Below are 22,551 nucleotides of genomic sequence, written 5' to 3' on the forward strand. Positions count from 1 at the left end.
GACAGGCCACCTGGCGTGGACTGTCCCCCTTCTTCTCAGCCAGTTTCACCCAGCCGTTCCACCAGACCGCTGCGTCGCTGCGTCTGCAGCTGCACGGCGCGCTGAAATATGCCCGGTTCGCTGTAAATGGTCAGTTGTTTACGTGCGCGGGTAATCGCGGTATAGACCAGTTCTCGGGTCAGCACCGGCAGAAACTGTGTCGGCATCACCAGCGCAGTATGGTCGAACTCCGACCCCTGCGATTTATGCACCGTCATCACCCAGGCCGTTTCATGTGAAGGTAACCGGCTCGGCTGGATCGCTTTGATTGACCCATCCGGCAGCGGGAAAAAGACCTTCAGGTTACCCTCTTCATCCCGCAGCGTAATGCCAATATCACCGTTAAACAGGCCGAGCGCACTGTCATTGCGGGTGATCATTACCGGACGCCCGGCATACCAGCGGCTGCCGATACCAGGACGCCGGATGCGCTGCAGCTGCATCAGCCGCTGCTCAATGCGCTGGTTCAGGCCCTGCACGCCAAAAGGCCCGTCACGTAACGCACACAGCAGCTGATAACGGCCAAAGGCGGCAATCACCTCAGCAGGCTCCGCCTGCTGTCGGATAAGCTGCAGGAAAGGCTGATAGCCCTGTGCGACCTCATCCAGCATCATCTGATACGCTTCCGCGCTGTTCAGCGTCTGGTAACTGACATCATCATGGGCCGCAGCAAACACCGCCCTGACCTGCTCTGTATCACCCTGGTTAATCGCTTTAGCCAGCTGGCCAATGCCGGAGGATTCGTCAAAACGATAACTTTTCTGCAGCAGACAGATGCTGTCACGCACGATCGGTGCCCGTCCATCGTCACTGCCCTGCAGCGTACAACCGGTCAGCAGGGCAAGCTGTTCGGCCCGCGCCAGACTGTAGCCGCTTTCCGTGCAGCGGCAGATGTCGCCCAGCACTGCACCCGCTTCAACCGAGGCGAGCTGATCGCGGTCGCCCAGAAACACTACGCGGGCATGGGCAGGCAGCGCGGCGATCAGTTTTGCCATCATCGAGAGATCGACCATCGACGCTTCATCCACTACCAGCACATCAAGATGCAGTGGGTTATCAGCATGGTAGCGCAATCTCTGGGTATCGGGCTGCGCGCCCAGCAGGCGATGCAGCGTGGTGGCTTCCGCGGGAAAATGCCGCCGCTCTTCGTCGCTGACCGCCAGATCCTGCAGCGCCCGGCCCAGTGACTCAGTCAGTCGCGCAGCGGCTTTGCCTGTCGGTGCTGCCAGCTGAATCCGCAGCGCACCGGGATTCAGCCGAATCAGGGCGGCGAGGAGTTTCGCCACGGTGGTGGTTTTACCGGTGCCCGGCCCGCCGGAAATGACCGCCGTCTTGCGGGTGAGCGCCACGGCCGCAGCAATTTTCTGCCAGTTCTCCGGCTGGTTACCAAACAGATTGTTCAGCACGTCACCTGCGGCACGCATATCAAACGCGGTTTTCACTTCCTGCGCAGCAAAAAAGTCGGCGACCCGGCCTTCACTGTGCCAGTGCCGATGCAGATACAAACGCTGGTTGCTCAGCACCAGCGGCGTCACCCGACTGCCATCACTGATGGCCGACCAGTCTGCCAGGCGCGATGGCCAGTTATCCGGCGCGCCCGCCGCCTGCCAGATGGCCTGGGCCAGCGCAGGCTGACGCCCGGCAAACAGGCTGTCTTCACAGAGGTTGCTCAGCGGTAAACAGACGTGACCCTCACCGGCCTCCGCGCTGACGCAGGCAGCGGCAAGCAGCAGCGCAGGCTGTGAGTCCGGCGCCACCAGACGGGCAAACTGAATATCCAGCGGCCGCAGGAGACGCTTCTCAACCGCCTGCAGCAGCAGACTCAGCATGTCACTCATAGCATCTCCCCGGTTTCACCAAACAGCGCATCGATCTCTTCCACAAAAGCTTCGGAAGGTCGGGTGGCAAAAATGCCGTTGTCAGGCGAGCTGCCATCCATCCCACGTAAAAACAGATAAAACACCCCACCAAAATGGTGCTGATAGTCATAGTCCGGCAGACGATGCTGCAGATAGCGATGCAGCGCCAGGGTGTAAAGCTGATACTGCAGATCGTAGCGGTGGCCAATCATCGCCTGCGTCATCGCCTCGGGCGCATAAGCGGCGTGACTTTCCCCCAGCCAGTTCGATTTGTAATCCAGCAGATAATATTTTCCCTGCCAGCGGAAGACCAGATCGATAAAGCCCTTCAGCATGCCGCGCACCTGGCGAAAATCCAGGGTAGCAGCCTGCTGAGAAAGGCTGTCGTGCCGACGCAGCAGATCGTCAAGATCCGCCGCCGTCAGCAGATTGTTGATCGGCAGATAAAACTCCATCTCGATGAGCCGTTCGCTGCTTTGGATTGCTGACAGCGTCAGCCCTTCGGCGTTAAGCGGGGTATGTAACACCCGATCAATCCACTGTTCAATGACCGGTAACCAGCTCAGTGGGTAACCATTGTGCTGCAGCTGATCTTCCAGCCAGATGCGATCCGGCGGTTCGGCAAAGTCGATCGACTCAAACAGACCGTGCAGGAAGGTGCCGGGTGCCGCACCGCGCGGAAAGTGATGCGGCGTCAATGCCGTTTCTTCACCACTTTCTTCTTCGCCCGCTGCGTCGATATCGAAGTTAGGGAGCGCATCCAGCAGTGGCGAGCTGTGATGCTGTTGCAGCCCGGAATAACTGGTTACCCGCCAGACATCCGCCAGGGCGCGGGTTACGTCGCGGCTGCTTAACGCCTCGTCACCCTGCTGCGCATCCTGCCACATTTCGCCCGGCAGCAGATCTTCTTCAACCAGTGCAATCCCTTCACCGGTTAATGCATTGAGTCGCTGGCTGAGCTGCTGCGCATCAGCCGCCTCACCCTGCTGCACCAGGTAGCCCAGCGCGCTCTTGTGCAGGTCGCTTTCGCCCTCTTTTTTACGGGTGCCTTTGATCAGCGGTGCAATGCCAACGCTGCAGTGGTAAACCGAACGGGTCAGCGCCACGTAGAGCAGACGCAGATCCTCCGCCAGACGCTCCTCTTCGGCCAGCGCCAGGCTCTGCGCATCACCCTGCACATCCAGCAGCGCCGTGAAGTTGTCGCGATCGTGATAGAGCGCGCTGGCCGCCTCGCGAAACCCGGCGGCAAACGGCAGCCAGACCAGCGGATACTGCAGCCCTTTTGATTTATGGATGGTGATGATCTGCACCAGATGGCGATCGCTTTCCAGACGCAGCTGCTGGCTGGAGGCCTGGCTGTCTGGCCGGGCAATCTGCTGCGCCAGGAAGCGTACCAGCGCGTGCGGACTCTCCAGCTGCACCGAGGCCTCCTGCAGCAGTTCACCCAGATGCATCAGGTCAGTCAGGCGACGTTCACCGTTCTCCGATGCCAGCATATTCTCCGCCAGTTGCCGCTTGATCATCACATCACGCAGCATCGGTAACACACCGCGCTGATGCCACAGCTGCTGCCAGACGGCAAACTGCTCCACCAGCGCATCCCACTCGCGCTCATTCTGTGTCAGCGCGTCCAGCGTCGCCGCATCGATGGCAAAAATAGAGGTCGCCAGCGCGCTGCGCAGCAGCCTTTCCTGTTCCGGTGCCTGAATTGCCTGCAGTAACCAGAGCAGTTCACGCGCTTCCGGCGTGGTGTAGACGCTGTCCCGACTGGAGAGATAGACCGACGGAATCGATAGTGCATTCAGCGCGTCGCGGATTAAACCGGCCTCATTGCGACTGCGTACCAGCACGGTGATATCGGAAGCCCGCACCGGCTGCAGCGCCTCACCTTTACCCAGCCAGGCACGTCCCTGCTGTCCTGCCATCAGCCAGCGGCTGACATCGGCGGCACACTGCTGCGCCATAAACTGCTGGTAGTCACTGTTGCCGACCCCCTCGCCAGGCTGCAGCCAGAAACGTAATGCGGGTTGCTGCTGCTGGTCAAAAATCAGCTTCAGTGACGCGTTGGGTGCGGCAGGCTTAACCGGCTGGAAGGGGATCGCCGAGAAGAGAAAAGGTGAATCGAGCTGAGAGAAGAGGCGGTTAACGCTCTCTACCATCTCGGGTGAGGAACGCCAGTTAGTATCCAGTGTGTAGTGAGCACTGACTTCGCTTCTGGCCCGCAGATAGGTAAAAATATCCGCGCCGCGAAACGCATAGATCGCCTGCTTGGGATCGCCAATCAGAAACAGCGCCTGCTCCGGCTGATTAATATAGAGCGTGCGGAAGATACGATACTGCTGTGGATCGGTATCCTGGAATTCATCAATCAGGGCCACCGGGAAACGCGCCCGGATGGTTTCTGCCAGCAACACGCCGCCGGGCTGCTGCAACGCCTCATCCAGTTTACTGAGCAGATCGTCAAAGCCTAACAGCGCGCGTAACCGCTTTTCACGCTGTACCGTGGCACGCACATCGGTCAGCGCCTGCGCGATAATCACATCGCGCAGCGACAAGGGTTCTGCCAGAAACTGATCGATCGCCTCAAACAGCGAGTGTCGCGGGGCGTCGCCTTTTTTGGTTTTCTCGTCCAGCACCTGCTGCCCAAAGCGTTCCAGCTCTTTCGGCAGCTGATAATCCAGCGTCTCACTGCTGGCCCACTGCGTGACTTTTGCGACCCAGTTGGGCAGATGTTTACTGCTGTAGCTGCGCTTATCCACGCCAGAAGCACTAATCATGCCTTCAACATCGGCGCTAAGCGCCTGCCACTGCTGCTTGATGGCCTCAATGCGCGCCAGGTTACGGGCGTGGCGTGATGCCAGCGTCTCATCGGCTGCGGGCGGACGTTTCAGGCTGGGTGATTCACCCTGAAGCCAGGGGCGCAGCGTGGTCAGCAGGCTGTCGGGCCCACTCCACTCCGCGGCAATAATCCGCGCGACATCCAGGCTCAGTGGATAGCACTGACGACGCCAGAAGTCAGCAGTCGACTGTTTCAGCAGCGCCTGCTCATCTTCAATTAACTCCTGCTCAAACAGCATGCCCGATTCAAAGGCGTTGAGATTGAGCATCCGCTGACAGAAGCCGTGAATAGTGAAGATAGCGGCTTCATCCATCTGCCGTTCAGCAGACAGCAGCTGCGCGGCAGCCTGACTCAAATCGGGCATCTGCTCCAGCAGTAACTGGTGCATCGGGTTGCTGCTTTTGCCACGGATACAGGCCAGACGCAGCTGATGAATATTCTCGCGGATGCGTCCGCGCAGCTCCGCAGTGGCGGCCTCGGTGAAGGTCACCACTAAAATTTCTTCTACCGAAAGCGGGCGGTTGTAGGCGTTTTCTCCGCCCAGCCCCAGCAGCAGGCGCAGATAGAGCAGACCAATGGTAAAGGTTTTTCCGGTGCCCGCTGACGCCTCAATCAGCCGCTCGCCTCTGAGCGCCAGCGTTAAAGGATTCAGCGAGACGGGCGGTAACTGCGTCATTGGGTCTCACTCTTTACCGGCAGCGACTGCTGCAGTTGCGCTACTTCATTCCAGGTTTTCCAGCCAGGCTGGCGGGCAAATTCAGTTTTTCCATTGCCGGTGCCGGCAATCTGTGAGGTCATTACCATGCCCTTGTGTTCAATCACGGCCTGCCGGAAAAAGTCTGCCAGGCTGGCCGGGGTTAACAGCTGAACCTGCTCGATCACTTTTTGCCGGGTATTAAAGTGATCATTCTGCCGATCAAAGTCGCGGCTAAAACGATCCGCTTCCTCAAAGAGCGTCTGAGGACGCTGCTGCAAATCGTTGATCATCGCCTGCTGGTACTGGGCAAAATCAGCCTTACTCATGCTGCGTAATCGTTTTTCTGCCTGTGGATAGAAGGCTTTGTAACGCTGCAACAGCCAGTCCGGTTGTTTGCTGTTACTTTGCAGCAGGAAGCCGACACCCCACTGGCGGCCCACCGGCATCTGGAAGGCAAAGACCGCATAGCCGAGCTGCTCTTTAGTACGCAGCTGATTGTAGAACCATGGCTGAACGATCTGGCTGAGCATCGAGCTGTGCGCCATGCTCTGGTATTCACCGTATCCCAGTGGTACATAGAGAGCGGCAAGAGCGGAGTCAGTGCTGCTGCCCTGCTGTTGCAGGTTGGCTTTCAACGGTTTTTTAATGGTCACATACTGGCTGTGCCAGTCACGAGTCGCATTACTCTGCATCTGTTGCTTAAGCTCATGTCCCAGCTGCGTCACGGTGTCAGCACTGAGGTTACCCACCACCAGCATCTCTGGCGTCGCATCGCGGAACAGCGTATCGCGATAAGTCGTCACATCTTTAAGTGAGAGTGTGCTGACCAGCTTGCGGCGGGTCTCGCGCTGGGTATAAGGCAGCTGCGACAGCAGTTGCATCGGCTGAATCGCCTGCTCAAACGCTTTGCCTTTTTCGGCCGCGTCCAGCCGCTCCAGATACCAGGATTTGGCCTGCTCCAGCTGCTGTTCTGTCGGCTGGAAGGTGGCATAACCCTCCACCAGTTTCTTCAATAGCGTCGGCAGACGTTGCGTGAAACCGTTGGCGCTGAACACCAGCCCCTGATCTTCACCGGTTGAGAAGCTGATGCCGCCCACCGAGGCCTGCGAGTTAAGCTCGTCCAGTGCCAGGCTGGAGAGGTAGTCATTCAGGCCAAACAGCACCTGCTGACGGGCGTCGCTGATAGCGTTTTTATTGCGTAACGCCAGGGTTATCGCCGCTTTAGGCTCGCTGGCGTAATAACAACTGGGCATCCAGTAAATGCGCATACCATCATGGTTATCCAGCTTCACTGGGTGCTGGTACGTTTTTCCGTCTGACGGCAACAGGGTGAAGTCGTCCGGGATATAGGGGTTCAGCACGGGCATCGCCAGCGTGATCTGGCTGGCGCGCTGCTGCCAGTCGGCAAAGGTTTGTGGCGTGATCTTCTCAACCTGATAAGGCGCATCCACAAAATAGGCGGTTTTGTTATGCGGCTCCTGCGGGCTGATATACCAGATGCGCGCATGCTGCGGGGTCATCTCGTCCAGCCGGGCCTTGATCGCAGCGGCATCGTACTGATCCGCCAGATAAGGCGCATCCAGCGTGTGTTCAACCGGCACGCGCAGCATGGTATCAACCAGCCATTCGATATAATCCATATCGCGGGTGATAGAGGGATAGCGGAAGTCGAGCGCCAGTACATGTGAAACTTCATCGAAATAGCGCTTATCATCGGCCTGCTGACGCAGCAGATTGATATAGCTGAATATGGCCGCTACCACTTCGTCACGCTGTGCCAGGCCTTTATCGGTGAGTGACGCGGTAATCGCAAATACGCCACTGTTACGCTCGGTCATCGGGTCAGCGCCCGCATTGACCCCGTCGGCCAGCCCCTGCTTTTGCAGCCAGTCAGTCAGCGTGTTTTTGCTGCGGTTACTGATTAAATAGCTAATCACCGTGTCGGTCTTACTGCGGAAGCGATCGCTGTTATTGGCAATGCGGAATTCAATTTTGAGCTGCTTGCGCGGCTGGGCCGGAACGTAATGAATGATGACGCCCTGCTGTGCATCCGTCACCACCGGCACCGTAATCTCCGACACGCTGGCGTCATGATTTTGCACCCGGCCAAAGGTTTTAGCCGCAATCGATGCCATCTCTGGCAGCGGTTTGTTGCTGTAGATCACCGCCTTCATCAGGTTGGCGGAGTAATGAGTGTGATAAAAATCCAGCAGCGCCTCGTGCAGTTTGCTGCCGGGCTTATCTTTCAGTGTTTCAAGATTGCCGCCCGAGAAACGTGACGCCGGATGCGCCGGGTTCAGGGTTTCAGCGCCCACCTGGGCCATACGCAGACCATCGCGCGAGCGCGCCATAGTCAGTTCGGCGTTCACGGCGTGGCGTTCGCGATCGGCGTTAACCGGATCCAGCAGCGGTTCAGCCACCGCATCCGCCAGGCGATCAACTGCCGGTTCCAGTGAATCGTTTTCCACTTCCAGATAAAAAGCGGTGCGGTAAGAGGCCGTGCTGGCGTTGTGGCTGCCGCCATGCTTTTTCAGGAATTCGGCCAGGTTGTCCGGCTGCGGGTAGCGCTTTGAGCCCATCAGCACCATATGCTCAAGGTAGTGTGCCAGTCCCGCCTGCTGATCGGGATCGTCCAGCGATCCTATCGGCAGCGTCAGCGCCGCCAGCGATTTCGGTGCGACTGGATCGGAAACCAGTAACACCGTCATCCCGTTGTCGAGCCGGATCGCCTGATAGTGGCGCGGATCCTGTTCACTTTTGCGAATGGTGTCGTTAACTGGCTGCCAGCCTGATGATGTCTGCGCCTGTGCTGTGCAAGCCACCAGGCTTAACAATAGCGCCGCTATCCAGCGTGCGTATACCCGCATGTAAACCCCTCTCATTTCCCGATAAACCGCCAATCTCTGACACGGCGGCTCAAAGCAGAGCAAAATTTCTGTGTAATAAGCCAGCTAGCAAAAATGCCTTCTGACCTGCTATTCATCATCCTGATGTGCAGCCAGCACCGGTAAATACCAGCGCTGTGCCGCCTCAGTTATCTGCTGCAGTTGTGGCTCATCCAGCACACGGCAAAGACGCTGCAGATAGGGATCGCCGCCCTCGCCCTCAACCTGATAGTTACCCTGCCAGGCGGTCAGCAGTCGATTACGCGCTTTGAGCTGCGTCGCTTCATCGGTCAGCAACTGCTGGCTTGTTTTGTCATAGCTGGCGGTCAGCCACGCGCCACCACTCTTGTTAAGCAGCATCAGCGGCTGGCGCATACCGGCGAGATAGCCTGCGACATATTCATTCAGCGCAGCGATCGCCTCAGCCTGCGGTACGGCGAGGAAACACCAGCGGCTCTGCTGCCGGCCAAACATCCGGCTGCTGCCGGTGCCGCCCAGCGCGCAGTAGACCAGATGCTCCAGCCAGAGTAACAGTCCATCGTTCATGTTAAGCACGCCAGGTCGCCAGCGCAGTAATCCGTCACTCTGCACCTGCGTCAGCCAGCCGGTTAAGCTGACCTGCTCCAGCTGCAGGTTTACTTCCCAGCTTTCGCCATCACTGCGCTGAGTGACCACTTCTGCGGCGACCTCCTGCATCTCATCACGCTGCGTCTGCCAGAACAGCTCACCGAACGCGCCGTAAGGCAGATTACCGGCCGCGCGATGGTGCGCATAAAGCCGCTGGGTGTCCTCGCCTTCGACCAGGGTATTCAGCAGCTGCGCATTGATCTGGTAACGCTCCAGGTTGTCGAGCGCAAACGGCTCGCTGTCGGGCAGTTCGTTCTCCTCCAGCCAGAAACTCACGCCGAGCCGCTGGTGGAACCAGGCGCGGACCGGATGCCGCCAGAAACGCAGAAACGCTTCCAGCGTCAGCGCATCAATTAACGGCGCTTCCAGCGGCTGAACAAAATCGGGTTGTGGCTGCCCTGCTCCCTGCGCGGCAGGCAGCCACTCACGGGCAAAGCTCTGCAGTCTGGCAGCCGGCTGGAAGTTTTCTGCAGCAAAGGGCATCCGGCTGTGCAGGTGTTGCAGGTGCATGCGCACCCGTTCGGCACTCTCATCCAGCTCAAGATGACCGTCACCCCTCAGAAAAAAACTCTGTCCAATATAATCCAGCAGTTCTGTGACCAGCACCGACGGGTAGCGTTCCGTATTATCCTGAATCGCCCGGCCGATATAACTGATGTAGAGCTGCTGCTGTGCCGAAATCATCGCCTCCAGGAAGAGATAGCGATCATCATCGCGGCGGCTGCGGTCGCCTTTGCGGGGCTGCTGCTGCATCAGGTCAAAGCCCAACGGTGCCAGGGTCCGGGGATAGACGCCGTCGTTCATGCCAAGCAGACAGACCAGCTGAAAAGGAATGGAGCGCATCGGCATCAGGGTGCAGAAGTTAATCTGTCCGGCCAGAAAACGCTGGCTGATGCGCTGCTGATCAAGCCGGCTACGCAGATCATCGCGCAGCAGCGCCACCGGAATCGCTTCTTCAAAGCGCGCATCCATCCCATATTCGATCAATTGCTGCCACTGCTCTTCCACCAGCAGCAGGGCAGCCTCGGTTTCTGCATCGGGGCTGAAAAAGGCGTTTAGCAATTCCCGGCACAGGGGCAGCCAGGCGACCAGCGGACGGGGTTCGGTCAGCAGCTGTCGCCAGTAATTAAGCCGGGAGAGCAGCTCAGCCAGATGTCCCGCCAGTTCCCCCACAAGACCACTCGACTCGTCATAAGGCAGAATTCCTTCCCAGTCACCGTTGTGGCTCTCCATTGCATAGCCCAGCAGCATGCGCTGCAGGCCAAAGCGCCAGGTGTGCTGGCCGGTAATGGGTAATGCCAGCGCTTCTACGCTGGCATCATCCAGCCCCCAGCGCACACCCGATTCGCTGACCCAGCGCCGGAGTAAGCGCAGGCCGCTTTCATCAATAGAGAAGTGAGCAGCCAGCGCCGGAACATCCAGCAGCGCCAGGACATCCTCTGAGACAAAACGGCTGTCCGGCAGTGCCAGCAGATTCAGAAATGCCACAATGGCCGGATGCGCCTGACTGGCCCGCCGGTCTGAAATCGCAAACGGCAGGTAGCGATCGGCGGGTGCGCTGGCGAACACCGCCTGAATAAACGGCGCGTAAGCGTCGATATCGGCCACCATGACGATAATGTCACGCGCTTTCAGCGTCGGATCGGCCTCCATCATCGCCAGCAAATGATCCTGCAATACTTCGACTTCACGCTGGGCGCTGTGGCAGACCTGAACCGCAATGGAGCGGTCCTCCGGATCCAGACAGCGCTTCTGATCGCTGTGCGCCAGTTCCGCCGCGTTCAGCCCGATGACGGCGTTATCCTGCAGGTTGAGAAGATCGTGCTGCATGCAGTGCAGCAGGTTATCCGGCTCCACATCCACAAACGCATCAATATCGTCGTTTGACTCCATCTGACTGAGCAGAAACAGGTTATCACGCCCCAGCTTGCCCCATGAGGCAAGCAGCGGGTTAGTCAGTTGCTGTTCACCAGCGTCGTTAAACAGCGCCGGTGCCTGCTCTGCATCCCTGAAAAGTCCGCGTGATTCATCGGCACCATGACGTCGGCGCTGACGGCTCTGCAGTTTCGCCAGAAACGCATAGTCCTGAATGTCGCCCCAGTAGTCGCGGCAGGGATTGGTGAACAGCAGATGGATGTCGATATGACGTCCCAGCGCCTGCAACGCCTGCAGATAGACTGGCGGCAGCGCAGAAATACCACAGATGAAGACCCGTTTTGGCAGATTTTCCGGCGTGGTTTTCGCCTGCTCCAGCGTCTGGATAAATCGCGAATAGAGGTTGGCACGGTGCCATTCGGGCTGGTGCAGCGCCTGTGTATAACTGACCAGATCGCGCCACAGTGCGGCCTGCCAGCGCTGCGCTTCGCCCAATCCGTCAATGCTTTCGCCACGCTCCCAGCTATTGAGCCAGTCCGCACGATAAACCAGATACTGGTCGAACAGATCGGCCACGCGTGAACTGAGCTGATACAGTTTTCGCTTGTCGCCGTCGTCATGGAGGTAGTGGCGTAAAGAGACAAACTCTTCCTGTTCGAGCATCACTGGCAGCCGGTGCATCAGCTTCCAGCCCATACTGGCTTTACTGAAGGCACTTTCTACCGGGATATCGGGCAGTACTCGAACAAACATCTCCCAGATAAAACTGGCAGGCAGCGGGAATTCGATATTGGCCGCGATGCCAAAGGTTTGCGCCAGCTCCATCTGCAGCCATTGCGCCATTCCCGGGCTCTGCACCAGCACCATTTCTGAGGCGAAAGGATCATCAAGAGGATCATGTTTAATCACCGCCGCCGCCAGAATCTTCAGCACATCAAGCTGATTTGAGTGATAAACGTGAAACATGAAAACTCCTGTGATAACTCAGAACGTGACTGCGGTATTGCGGCTCTGTCACTTTACCGCGTATCGCGGTTGAAACCCATCAAAAGGGCGACCCGCGACCTTTAACATTGCAGCCGCGTCAGAGTAGCGCTGCGCTGATAAGGCCCCGTCACATCCGCCCGTTCCAGAGTGCAGCCTGAAGGGCCGCTCTGCTGTTGCAGCGCAGATGTCCAGCCCGCAACTTCATGCCCTGCCAGGCGCTGCTCAGCAACCCGCCATGCCTCACGCTGATACCACTGCTGACTGAATCCCAGCGCCAGTGCGCGATGATAGTGCAACAGCGTGCTGCTGCTTAATGCCATTAACAGCAGAGCAAACAACACTTCCGGCAGACTGAATCCGCCACATTTACTGGCAGGTTGCCGGGGACGTGAGCGGACAGTAATCAATCCAGCCGTGCGGCAGCGCACTAATCTGATTGCCCCGTAAATGCACCCAATGCCAGACTGCCATGCCACTGCCGCTGGCCTCACCTTTAAGCAGACCTTCATCCTTCTCACCTCGCTGTAAACAGCTGCGCCAGCCCTGGCGATCATCCTGCTGGCACAGGGCAGACTCCGTCGCTGGCCAGCTCAGGGAAAGACCCCATTGCAGCGCCGACTGCGCTCGCCAGAAATCCTGAATAAACTGCTGCTCATCCGCCAGCAATCGCATTCCCTGCTCAGACATCTTTCGGCTGGCATGTAGCGTAAAGCTGGCAATCACCATAATCATCAGCACCATGCCCAGCGCACTACTGCCTCGCTGCTTCACAGGTTCACGCCCTCTAGCCAGCTCTCCACCGTTTCAAGCCAGCGTCCGGCCCGTCCCTGCAGCACGATCCTGACCTGTGTACCCTGATGGCTGATGCCGAACTGCTCCACTGTCATGAATGCGGGATCGGAGAGCTGTTCCCAGCCCGCTGACTGACACTGGTCAACACCGCGCTGCATCTCAAGCTGCTGCTGGCGCAGGCGAAAGCCGTAATAGTCACTCTCCGTATGGCCCACCGGTTCCCATTTACCGTTGCTGTTCTCATCCCAGCGCAGCAGCAGGCAATTCTCGCTGATTTTCAGTGCACCACTGCCGCACTCACCGTGACAATAACCGGCACGCCGCACCGCCTTTTCCAGCGTGGCCATCATCTGCTGTAACTCCTGACGCAGTTGCGCCTGTTGCAGTACGCCGGCATTCTCCGCCAGCAGCAGCGGCAGAAAACGTCCGGTACTTAACATGATGACCGCGCTGATTGCCATGGCGATTAGCATCTCCAGCAGGCTGAATCCGGCGATTTTCAACGGCACGTATCCTCATCCATCATGCAGAGGCGAATTCGGGCTCTGGCTGAGATAATAAGCCGTATGCGTCCGGCGCTGTTCCCCAGCTCTATACTGCCCGCCTTAGCGACATTGCGGCGGCCATAGAAACCCGGCTCGCCCCGAATGTCATAGAGCGCCACGCCCGCGTGCGGCGCGATGAAATGCAGCCGTTTCCCGTGAACACACCCCGCAACGGGGCGGCTGCCGGCACCGATGCACCAGGGATTGCCCGGCTGTGACCATAACACCAGATCGCTATTTTGTCGGTTGGCCTGGGCACGCAGTCGTAGCAGGAATCCCTGCAATTGCTGAGCGCTGTCGCGGAGTTGCTGCCGCTGTTGCCAGCGCTGCCAGCCGTGTAGCGCGGCAAGGCTCAGAATGCCGGCAATCACCATAACCAGCAGCAGCTCCGGCAGGGTAAAACCGCGTAAGTGTGCTGTTTTCATGGCGTCAGAGTACGGGTGATGAACAGGCGAAACAACAGGTGTTGTGACAGGCTGGAAAGCATGTCGCAGAGAATCGTCTCTAATGTCAGGCAGTGGCAGAAGCGTGCGAGCGGTGCCGCAGATTTACCGGTATGCAGGCAAAAAAAAGCCCCGGCGAAGTTGCCAGGGCGTTATCGTTTATAGCGAATCAGATGGCGACAGGCGCTTTGATCGCGGGATGCGGATCGTAGCCTTCAATCTCGAAATCGTCGAACTGATAGTCAAACAGTGACGCTGGTTTGCGTTTGATCACCAGCTTTGGCAACGGACGCGGCTCACGGGTCAGCTGCAGGCGCGCCTGCTCCAGATGGTTACTGTAGAGGTGCGTGTCACCACCCGTCCAGACGAAGTCGCCTACCTGCAGATCGCACTGCTGCGCCACCATATGCACCAGCAGCGCATAGCTGGCGATGTTAAACGGCAGACCCAGGAAGATGTCGCACGAGCGCTGATAGAGCTGGCAGGAGAGCTTGCCATCCGCCACATAGAACTGGAAGAACGCATGGCACGGTGCCAGTGCCATCTCGCTGAGCTCACCAACGTTCCAGGCAGAAACGATAATCCGCCGTGAGTCAGGATCGCGCTTCAGCTGCTCCATCACCTGGCTTAACTGGTCAATTTCCTGACCGCTGGCCGTTCCCCAGCTGCGCCACTGTTTGCCATACACCGGGCCAAGATCGCCATTCTCATCTGCCCACTCGTCCCAGATAGAGACGTTGTTTTCCTTAAGATAACCGATATTGGTATCACCTTTCAGGAACCACAACAGCTCATGAATAATGGAGCGGATATGGCATTTCTTGGTGGTGACCAGCGGAAAACCATCCTGCAGATTGAAACGCATCTGGTGACCAAAAATTGAAAGCGTACCCGTGCCGGTACGGTCAGCTTTTGGTGTGCCTTCGTGCAGCACATGTTGCATTAAATCCAGATACTGTTTCATTTTTCCTCGCGAAATTGTGGCTGCGGGCGACGACGATACGCCCAGATCATCATAATAATACCGGCAACAATCATCGGCACAGAGAGGATCTGTCCCATACTGATTCCGCCTTCAAACAGGCCAAGCTGAGCATCCGGCTGGCGGAAGAACTCAACGATTATACGGAAGGCGCCGTAGCCAATCAGGAACAGGCCAGAGACGCTGCCCATCGGGCGCGGCTTGCGAATAAACAGGTTCAGAATGATAAACAGCACCACACCTTCCAGCGCCAGTTCATAGAGCTGCGAAGCATGACGTGGCAGTACGCCGTAGGTATTAAGCAGTTCCTGATATTGCGGATTGGTGGCGGCCAGCGCGACATCTTCGCTGCGGGAGCCGGGAAACAGCATTGCATAGCGGAAGCCCGGATCAACTCGTCCCCACAGCTCGCCGTTAATGAAGTTGCCGAGACGACCGGCCCCCAGACCAAACGGGATCAGCGGCGCAATGAAATCCGAAACCTGGAAGAAATTACGTTTAGTGCGGCGGGCAAAGATCAGCATCACCACAATCACCCCGATCAGGCCACCGTGGAACGACATGCCGCCATCCCAGACTTTAAACAGATAGAGGGGATTTTCCAGGAACAGCGGTAAGTTGTAGAACAGGACATAGCCGATGCGGCCGCCCAGGAAGACGCCCAGGAAACCGGCGTAAAGCAGGTTCTCAACTTCCTCTTTTTTCCAGCCGCTGCCAGGCTGATTGGCGCGGCGTACTGCCAGCCACATGGCGAAAACAAAGCCCACCAGATACATCAGACCGTACCAGTGAAGCGAAACCGGTCCGATCGAGAAGATCACCGGATCGAACTGCGGAAATGCAATATAGCCGTTATTCATCATTCACCGTCTATTTTTCAACCCTGAAAAGGGGCGTTGTCAGGCACATAAATTAAGGCTGCGCATCATAGCACAGCCGGTTTTGTGAAATGTCTTGCAAATGTAAACGCGGATAACCCGCCGAGCTTAACGTCTAACGACTAACGACTAACGACTAACGACCACCACGGATAAGCCCACCTAATCCGCGCCGCTCCATAAAGGCCGAGACCAGATGGCGAACTTCGGTGGCAGTGTCGGCACTCATTCCCTGCTCGCTGAGCTTCTGTACCTCTTCACGATCCAGATGACGCAACAGGTATTTTACGCGCGGTACGTTTTTACCGTTCATGCTGAGATGGTAATAACCCAGGCCGACCAGCAGCGCGACACACATCGGATCGCCTGCCATTTCACCACAAAGGCACAATTCCAGATTGGCCAGGCGGGCTTCCTGCGCGATCGCATTCAGTGCGCGCAGCATCGCCGGATGCAACGAGTCGTACAGGTTCGCGACGCGGGTATTGTTGCGATCCACCGCCAGCAAATACTGCGTCAGGTCGTTGGTGCCGACCGAGACAAAATCGACCCGGGACGCCAGATGCGGGATCATAAACAGCATCGACGGCACTTCGATCATGATGCCAATACGCGGCGCGGGAATCGCATAGCCCAGCATCTCTTCTACTTCGCGTCCGGCGCGCTCGATCAGCTGTTTTGCATCGTCGATTTCGTCGATATGACTGATCATCGGCAGCAGGATACTGAGGTTGCCGGAGGCGGCATTGGCACGCAGCATCGCGCGTACCTGCACCAGAAAAATTTCCGGCTGGTCGAGCGTCAGGCGGATGCCACGCCAGCCCAGGCAAGGGTTCTCTTCACTGATCGGCATGTAGGGCAGCTGTTTGTCTGCCCCCACATCCAGCGTTCGCAGCGTTACCGGCTTGTTGTGGAACAGCTGCAACATACCCTGATACTGCGCCACCTGCTCCTCTTCCGACGGGAAGCCGTTCTGCAGCATAAACGGGATTTCGGTGCGGTAGAGGCCGATACCATCCACCCAGCTGCCCAGCGCCTGTTCATGTTCCGGGCTTAATCCGGCATTCAGCATCACCTGCACGCGTTCGCCACTTTTCAGCTCACCCGGCTGATCGACCACGCCTTCCGCCATTTTGCTCAGCGCGTTCTCTTCGCTGATCAGCCGCTGATACTCCTGCACCAGCACCGGCTCGGGATCGATCAGCAGCTCACCGCGATAGCCATCAACGATCAGCAGGCGTTTGTTGAGCTGATGAGGCTGGATGTCAGCGCCCATCACCGTCGGGATGCCCATGGCGCGGGTCAGGATCGCCGCATGGGAGTTAGCGGCGCCGTCACGCACTACCACACCCGCCAGCCGCTCCTGTGGCAGCTCCGCTAAGGTAGTGGCGGTCAGCTCATCGGCGACCAGCACAAAGCGTTCCGGCCAGGCATTGGTGCCGACCAGAGTATCATCGAGGTGAAACAGCAGACGCTGACCCAGCACCCGCAGATCGCCTGCGCGTTCACGCAGGTAGTTGTCAGTCAGGCTGGCGAACTGTTCAGCAAACTTCTCGATCACCTGTTTCACGGCCCACTCCGCGACCGATCCGCGCTCGATCTCGTCGAACAGATCTTTCTTCAGCCGGGCATCGGTTAACAGGTGAGAGTAGAGATCGAAAATGGCCGCGCTCTCTTTCTGTGCGCTGGCGCTGAAACGTTTGCTGAAGCGGCGGAATTCACTGGCCGCTTCGCTCATGGCGAGCGACAGACGCTCACGTTCACGCTGTACATCCAGCGTCGAGGCGGCCGAAACCTGATCGAGCAGAGGCTGCGTCTCATCGACCCAGCCGGGTGCCACCGCTACGCCAGGCGCTGCCGCAATGGCGCGCACCCGCGTCTGCCGGAACTGACCAAACAGCTGACCCATCTGAGACTGCGACAGCAGCGCCGCCATCTGGGTGGCGAGCGTCACCAGGAATGATTCTTCGCTTTCATCAAACTGACGGTGTTCGCGCTGCTGCACCACCAGCACGCCAAGAAGCTGGCGACGGCTGATAATGGGCACGCCGAGGAAGGAGCGATAACGCTCCTCTTTGACTGCGGGGATATATTTAAAGCTGGGGTGGCTCTGAGCGTCAGCAAGGTTAATCGGTTCGGCCAGACGGCCCACTAAACCGACGATACCTTCGTCAAACGCCAGCGTCACGGTGCGGCCACGCGGTTTTTTGAGGCCGCGCGTCGCCATCAGGTAATAGCAGCGACGATCGTGGTCGGCGAGGTAAACGGAACAGACTTCCGTATCCATCGCCAGACAGATCTCATTAACCAGGATGTCGAGTGCTTCATTGAGACGCGGCGCACTCGCCACTTTTTCTACAATTTCGCGCAACTGAGTGAGCATAAAGGGCGTGGCCTATCCTCTCTTACGTCGATGGGCAGGATTATTTCGCTGCCCCGCACTCTCCTGCATAGACATCACCACGCCAGCGAATTCCTTCATCACCCGACGATAGACATCGCGCTTAAAGGAGACAACCTGACGCACCGGATACCAGAAACTGACCCAGCGCCAGCCGTCAAATTCCGGCGTGCTGCTGTGCTGTACATTGATATCCGCGTCATTACACATTAACTGCAGAAGAAACCACTTTTGTTTCTGGCCGATACATACCGGCTTTGTGTCCCAACGCACCAAACGTTTTGGCAACTTGTAACGCAACCAGTTACGGGTAGAGGCAAGTATTCGAACATCTTTCCGGTGTAATCCGACCTCTTCGAACAGTTCGCGATACATCGCCTGTTCTGCGGTTTCACCGGGATTGATGCCTCCCTGAGGAAATTGCCAGGAGTGCTGTCCAAAGCGCCTGGCCCATAACACTTGTCCCTGCCGGTTACAGATTACGATACCAACATTCGGGCGGTAGCCATCATCATCGATCACCGGACTACCTCAAAGCAAAATTTGAATGGCCTGATTGTTTCACACTCCTTACAGGCGGTAAACCACTGGATTCATGGGGGGTTGAGCCATCAATAGCGGGATAACTCACAGAAAAGGGCAAAGTTATAAACAAATCCCGCAAAAAAGATCGATCTTATTCACCTTTTCTGTGGATAGCTTTGTGCAGAACGCGGGAGTTAGCTGAATAACCCTGCCATCACACCTGGGAATGCCGAAAAGAGTTAATTTTTTATCTCATTGATTAAAAATGAAATTAATGCAGAATCTCGCGTCATCGGCTTTTTATAAACAGCGAATATTTTTACGCCCACTGACAATTGGCTAAATTATAAGCACATCGCTTTTTATCCACAGATATTTGCTCAGGGTTAGGTCATGGTGGTGAAAATTTGGTCAGATAGCAAAAAGTCAAGGCTGTAAATGGAACCAGTACCGCAAACATAAGGGGGTTATCCCACTTTTCTGTGGATAACCGGGATGGAGATCCTGTTCATTGTTGCGGGTAAGCTGGGATAACCCTGATCCACTGCGGATAACTCAAGGGCAATCCCCTCAAAAAAGCATGATCTATCATGTTATTATCGATCCCTGACACGATTTATTTAAGCGGGACAACTTAGCTACCCGCAGCTGTACAAATTTTAATCATTGCGAGTGATCAACATGTGTTATCCACCAGGACTACCTGAAGATGAAGCCAGCCTGCTGGCACGCGCGCAGAATTTAGCCGGATTACCTATGAAAACGCTGGCTGCGCGTGCCGGTCTGCCCATACCTGCGGATCTTAAACGCGATAAAGGCTGGGTTGGCATGCTGCTGGAATGGCACCTTGGGGCGAGCGCGGGCAGTAAAGCGGAACAGGACTTTGCCCATCTGGGTATCGAACTGAAAACCATCCCGATAGATGCACAGGGTAAACCGCTGGAAACCACCTTTGTCTGCGTCGCACCGCTGACCGGTAACAGCGGCGTGACCTGGCTCACCAGCCATGTGCGTCACAAGCTGGCGCGGGTGTTGTGGATCCCGGTTGAAGGCGGGCGTGAGATTCCGCTGCGGGAGCGCCGTGTCGGCGCGCCGCTGTTATGGAGCCCGAATGCGGAAGAAGATGAGATGCTGCGACAGGACTGGGAAGAACTGATGGATATGATCGTGCTGGGGCGTGTTGAGCAGATTACCGCACGGCATGGTGCCTGGCTGCAAATCCGGCCCAAAGCCGCCAACAGTAAGGCACTGACCGAGGGAATCGGCGATCAGGGCCAGCCTATCATGACCCTGCCGCGCGGCTTCTACCTGAAAAAGAGCTTCACCGGTCCCCTGCTGGCGCGCCATTTTCTCCTGTAAATCGCTTATCCTGCGCGACCATCGTCGCAATTTTGTGGGAGATTAGCGAATTCAATGCGTATAATCGCCGTTTACTTTTCGTTTAGGATTGAATGCCGGTATGTTTGAGTGGATTTCCGATCCCAACGCCTGGCTGGCGCTGGGCACCCTGACCATCCTTGAGGTGGTGCTGGGGATTGATAACATCATTTTCCTGTCGCTGGTGGTCGCTAAACTGCCAAAACACCAGCAAGCCAGTGCACGCCGCATTGGTCTGATGGGCGCGATGTTAATGCGTCTTGGCCTGCTGGCTTCCATCGCGTGGGTTGCCCGTCTGACTAATCCGCTGTTTACGCTGATGGATCATGCCTTCTCGGCGCGCGATCTGATTCTGCTGTTTGGCGGACTTTTCCTGCTATGGAAATCGAGCATGGAGATCCATGAAACGATTGAAGGCAGCGAAGGCGAACACAACACCCGCGTTCATTCGTTCCTTGGCGCGATTGTGCAGATCATGATGCTCGACATTATTTTCAGCCTCGACTCGGTGATTACCGCCATCGGCCTCTCCGATCATCTGTTTATTATGATGGCGGCAGTGGTGATTGCGGTGCTGATGATGATGTTTGCCGCACGCGCCATTGGTGAGTTTGTCGAGCGCCATCCGTCGGTAAAAATGCTGGCACTCTCCTTCCTGATTCTGGTCGGTTTTACCCTGATTCTGGAGAGTTTCGCGGTCCACGTACCAAAAGGTTACATTTATTTCGCTATGTTCTTCTCCATGGCGGTTGAGTGCCTTAACCTGATGCGCAGTAAGAAAAAGCACGCCTGAGAAAGTCAAGGGCGAGCCTGCTCGCCCGGTTATTTTCAGAATCCTACGATTAACCCTGCCAGCAAAACCATTTATTACTACACTTTTTGCACTTAACGATTTGTGAGGAAGAGGCGTGATGAAAGGGTGGGCAGGCGTAGCACTGGTGATGGTAACCGCAGCGTTCCTGAGTGGATGCAGTTCTGATTATGTCATGGCGACCAAAGATGGCCGGATGATCATGACCGAGGGTAAGCCGGGCATTGATAAAGAGACCGGCCTGGTGCAGTACACCGACCAGACGGGTCACGAGGTGCAGATTAACAGCGATGAGGTCTCAACGATCATTGAACGTTAAGTGCCCGATTTAATTACCTGCCACCGATTCCGTGCTGGCAGGTGATTTCCCCGACTTTTCCCCCTTCCTTCCCCGCCGTTGCTCGCGCTATAGTCCCTGAGGACATAACATTCCATTCCATAAAAAAAGGAAGCTGGCAATGCACTATCATCGTATTCCCCACAGCACGCTGGAAGTGAGTCAGCTGGGGTTGGGCACTATGACGTTTGGCGAACAGAACAGCGAAGCCGACGCTCATGCTCAGCTGGATTTAGCTATCCGTTCCGGCATCAACTTTATTGATACCGCCGAGATGTATCCGGTGCCACCGCGCCCGGAAACCCAGGGTCTGACCGAACAATACATTGGCAGCTGGCTTAAACAGCGCGGCAGCCGCGACAAAATCATTCTGGCCAGTAAAGTGGCGGGTCCGTCACGCGGCAATGATGCGTCGATTCGCCCGGATATGGCACTGGACCGTAAAAACATCCGCGCGGCACTCGATGCCAGCCTGAAACGCCTGAACACCGACTACCTTGATCTTTACCAGCTGCACTGGCCGCAGCGCCAGACCAACTATTTTGGCAAGCTTGGCTATCAGTACAGCGAGACCACGGCGCAGGTGACGCTGCTGGAGACGCTGGAAGCGCTGACCGAGCAGGTGCGCGCCGGCAAAATCCGTTATATCGGCGTGTCGAACGAAACGGCGTGGGGCGTGATGCGCTACCTGCAGCTGGCGGAGAAGCATGAACTGCCGCGCATCATCAGCATTCAGAATCCCTACAGCCTGCTGAACCGCAGCTTTGAAGTGGGTCTGGCCGAGATCAGCCAGCATGAAGGCGTCGAGCTGCTGGCGTATTCCAGCCTTGCGTTTGGTACGCTGAGCGGCAAATATCTGAACGGTGCGCAGCCCGCGGGCGCACGTAACACGCTGTTCAGCCGCTTTACCCGCTATAGCGGCGAGCAGTCACAGAAAGCGATTGCCGAATATGTGGCGTTAGCGCAACGGCATCAGATCGACCCGTCGCAGATGGCGCTCGCCTATGTGCGTCAGCAGCCGTTTGTGGCCAGCACGCTGCTGGGCGCCACGACGCTTGAGCAGTTGCAGATTAATATCGACAGCTTCAATCTGACCTTAAATGCAGAGATTCTGGAAGGTATTGAGGCGATCCACCGCCGTTATACCTATCCTGCGCCATAAATACTCTGTTGCCAGCTGCCGCTGGGGCGGCTGGCTTCTCTCACAGGTCACGATAATAGCGTTTCACCGGCTTATCGGGATACGCCAGCGCCTCTCCCTGCGGCAGCCAGCCAGAACGCTCTTAATATCCCCCAAACGTTGACCATAACCACAACCGTGGATAGCCGCGAGCCTGTGCATAAGCAATAACATGCTGCTGCAGTGCCTCACTGACACCTTTGCCGCGCGCCGACTCCTCCACATAGAGCGCCGCCAGCCACGGATAGAGATCCTGACGGCTGATCAGATCGCAGCGCCAGAATCCCACCGTGCCGATTGCCCTGCCCGCCTCTGCGGCGACAAACGTCACCGGAAAATCAGCGCCGGTCAGGCTGCTGTTAACCACACTGGCGAAGAACGCCCGGCTGCGGGCTTCGCCAAAAGCGCGCCACTGCCAGTCGGTGATCTGATCGGCAAACTGCGGCACATCGCTTAGCGGGACGATTTTCAT

Annotated in this window: 16 protein-coding genes and 1 pseudogene; 4 read left to right on the top strand and 13 right to left on the bottom strand. The window is 57.1% G+C overall.

Going from position 1 to position 22,551, the window contains the following annotated elements:
• Positions 1 to 35: 35 nt before the first annotated feature.
• From recD to rppH, 12 genes are all read right to left on the bottom strand, one after another.
• Positions 36 to 1,877 (bottom strand): exodeoxyribonuclease V subunit alpha, encoded by a 1,842-nt coding sequence (recD, locus tag QSK07_RS08065; RefSeq protein ID WP_285721308.1) that lies wholly within the window; start codon positions 1,875 to 1,877, stop codon positions 36 to 38.
• Complete coding sequence (recB, locus tag QSK07_RS08070; RefSeq protein ID WP_285721309.1) at positions 1,874 to 5,413, bottom strand: exodeoxyribonuclease V subunit beta; 3,540 nt, start codon at positions 5,411 to 5,413, stop codon at positions 1,874 to 1,876. Before recB ends, recD begins: the two co-directional genes overlap by 4 nt.
• Positions 5,410 to 8,301: a pitrilysin gene (gene ptrA / locus QSK07_RS08075; protein ID WP_285721310.1), complete on the bottom strand. Its 2,892-nt coding sequence runs from the start codon at positions 8,299 to 8,301 to the stop codon at positions 5,410 to 5,412. Before ptrA ends, recB begins: the two co-directional genes overlap by 4 nt.
• 108 nt (positions 8,302 to 8,409) lie before the next feature.
• The gene (gene recC / locus QSK07_RS08080) at positions 8,410 to 11,787 is read right to left on the bottom strand and encodes an exodeoxyribonuclease V subunit gamma (protein ID WP_285721311.1); all 3,378 of its coding nucleotides are present in this window, start codon (positions 11,785 to 11,787) and stop codon (positions 8,410 to 8,412) included.
• Positions 11,788 to 11,888: 101 nt separating this feature from the next.
• Positions 11,889 to 12,128 carry a prepilin-type N-terminal cleavage/methylation domain-containing protein gene (locus tag QSK07_RS08085; protein ID WP_318269189.1) on the bottom strand — a complete coding sequence of 80 codons (240 nt, stop codon included), beginning with the start codon at positions 12,126 to 12,128 and terminating at the stop codon, positions 11,889 to 11,891.
• 46 nt (positions 12,129 to 12,174) lie between these two features.
• The gene (locus tag QSK07_RS08090; RefSeq protein WP_098052474.1) at positions 12,175 to 12,579 is read right to left on the bottom strand and encodes a DUF2509 family protein; all 405 of its coding nucleotides are present in this window, start codon (positions 12,577 to 12,579) and stop codon (positions 12,175 to 12,177) included.
• Positions 12,576 to 13,103: a prepilin peptidase-dependent protein gene (locus QSK07_RS08095; RefSeq protein ID WP_098052473.1), complete on the bottom strand. Its 528-nt coding sequence runs from the start codon at positions 13,101 to 13,103 to the stop codon at positions 12,576 to 12,578. The genes QSK07_RS08090 and QSK07_RS08095 overlap by 4 nt, the downstream gene beginning before the upstream one ends.
• Entirely contained in the window at positions 13,100 to 13,570 is a 471-nt protein-coding gene (locus QSK07_RS08100; protein WP_285721312.1) for a prepilin-type N-terminal cleavage/methylation domain-containing protein, read from the bottom strand. Before QSK07_RS08100 ends, QSK07_RS08095 begins: the two co-directional genes overlap by 4 nt.
• Before the next feature lie 187 nt (positions 13,571 to 13,757).
• The gene (thyA, locus tag QSK07_RS08105) at positions 13,758 to 14,552 is read right to left on the bottom strand and encodes a thymidylate synthase (protein WP_013358917.1); all 795 of its coding nucleotides are present in this window, start codon (positions 14,550 to 14,552) and stop codon (positions 13,758 to 13,760) included.
• Entirely contained in the window at positions 14,549 to 15,430 is an 882-nt protein-coding gene (gene lgt / locus QSK07_RS08110) for a prolipoprotein diacylglyceryl transferase (RefSeq protein WP_033733822.1), read from the bottom strand. Before lgt ends, thyA begins: the two co-directional genes overlap by 4 nt.
• 154 nt (positions 15,431 to 15,584) lie before the next feature.
• Entirely contained in the window at positions 15,585 to 17,831 is a 2,247-nt protein-coding gene (ptsP, locus tag QSK07_RS08115; protein WP_098052471.1) for a phosphoenolpyruvate--protein phosphotransferase, read from the bottom strand.
• A 12-nt stretch (positions 17,832 to 17,843) separates the two neighbouring features.
• A complete protein-coding gene (rppH, locus tag QSK07_RS08120; protein WP_009087042.1) occupies positions 17,844 to 18,371 on the bottom strand; it encodes an RNA pyrophosphohydrolase in 528 nt (175 codons plus the stop codon).
• A gap of 684 nt (positions 18,372 to 19,055) precedes the next feature.
• Here rppH and mutH point away from each other — a divergent pair.
• The 4 genes from mutH (at position 19,056) to QSK07_RS08140 (ending at position 22,061) form a co-directional block, all read left to right on the top strand.
• On the top strand, positions 19,056 to 19,733 hold the full coding sequence (gene mutH / locus QSK07_RS08125; RefSeq protein WP_285721313.1) for a DNA mismatch repair endonuclease MutH: 678 nt from the start codon (positions 19,056 to 19,058) through the stop codon (positions 19,731 to 19,733).
• Positions 19,734 to 19,833: 100 nt separating this feature from the next.
• Positions 19,834 to 20,544: a TerC family protein gene (locus QSK07_RS08130; protein WP_003853954.1), complete on the top strand. Its 711-nt coding sequence runs from the start codon at positions 19,834 to 19,836 to the stop codon at positions 20,542 to 20,544.
• Between the two features lie 118 nt (positions 20,545 to 20,662).
• Positions 20,663 to 20,881 (top strand): YgdI/YgdR family lipoprotein, encoded by a 219-nt coding sequence (locus QSK07_RS08135; RefSeq protein WP_098052469.1) that lies wholly within the window; start codon positions 20,663 to 20,665, stop codon positions 20,879 to 20,881.
• Positions 20,882 to 21,020: 139 nt separating this feature from the next.
• Complete coding sequence (locus QSK07_RS08140; protein WP_098052468.1) at positions 21,021 to 22,061, top strand: NADP(H)-dependent aldo-keto reductase; 1,041 nt, start codon at positions 21,021 to 21,023, stop codon at positions 22,059 to 22,061.
• A gap of 40 nt (positions 22,062 to 22,101) precedes the next feature.
• On the opposite strand, the pseudogene QSK07_RS08145 reads toward QSK07_RS08140, so the two are convergent.
• Positions 22,102 to 22,551: pseudogene (locus QSK07_RS08145) on the bottom strand (GNAT family N-acetyltransferase).

The sequence above is a fragment of the Pantoea sp. QMID4 genome (assembly GCF_030270445.1).
GTDB classification, from domain to species: Bacteria; Pseudomonadota; Gammaproteobacteria; order Enterobacterales; family Enterobacteriaceae; genus Pantoea; species Pantoea vagans.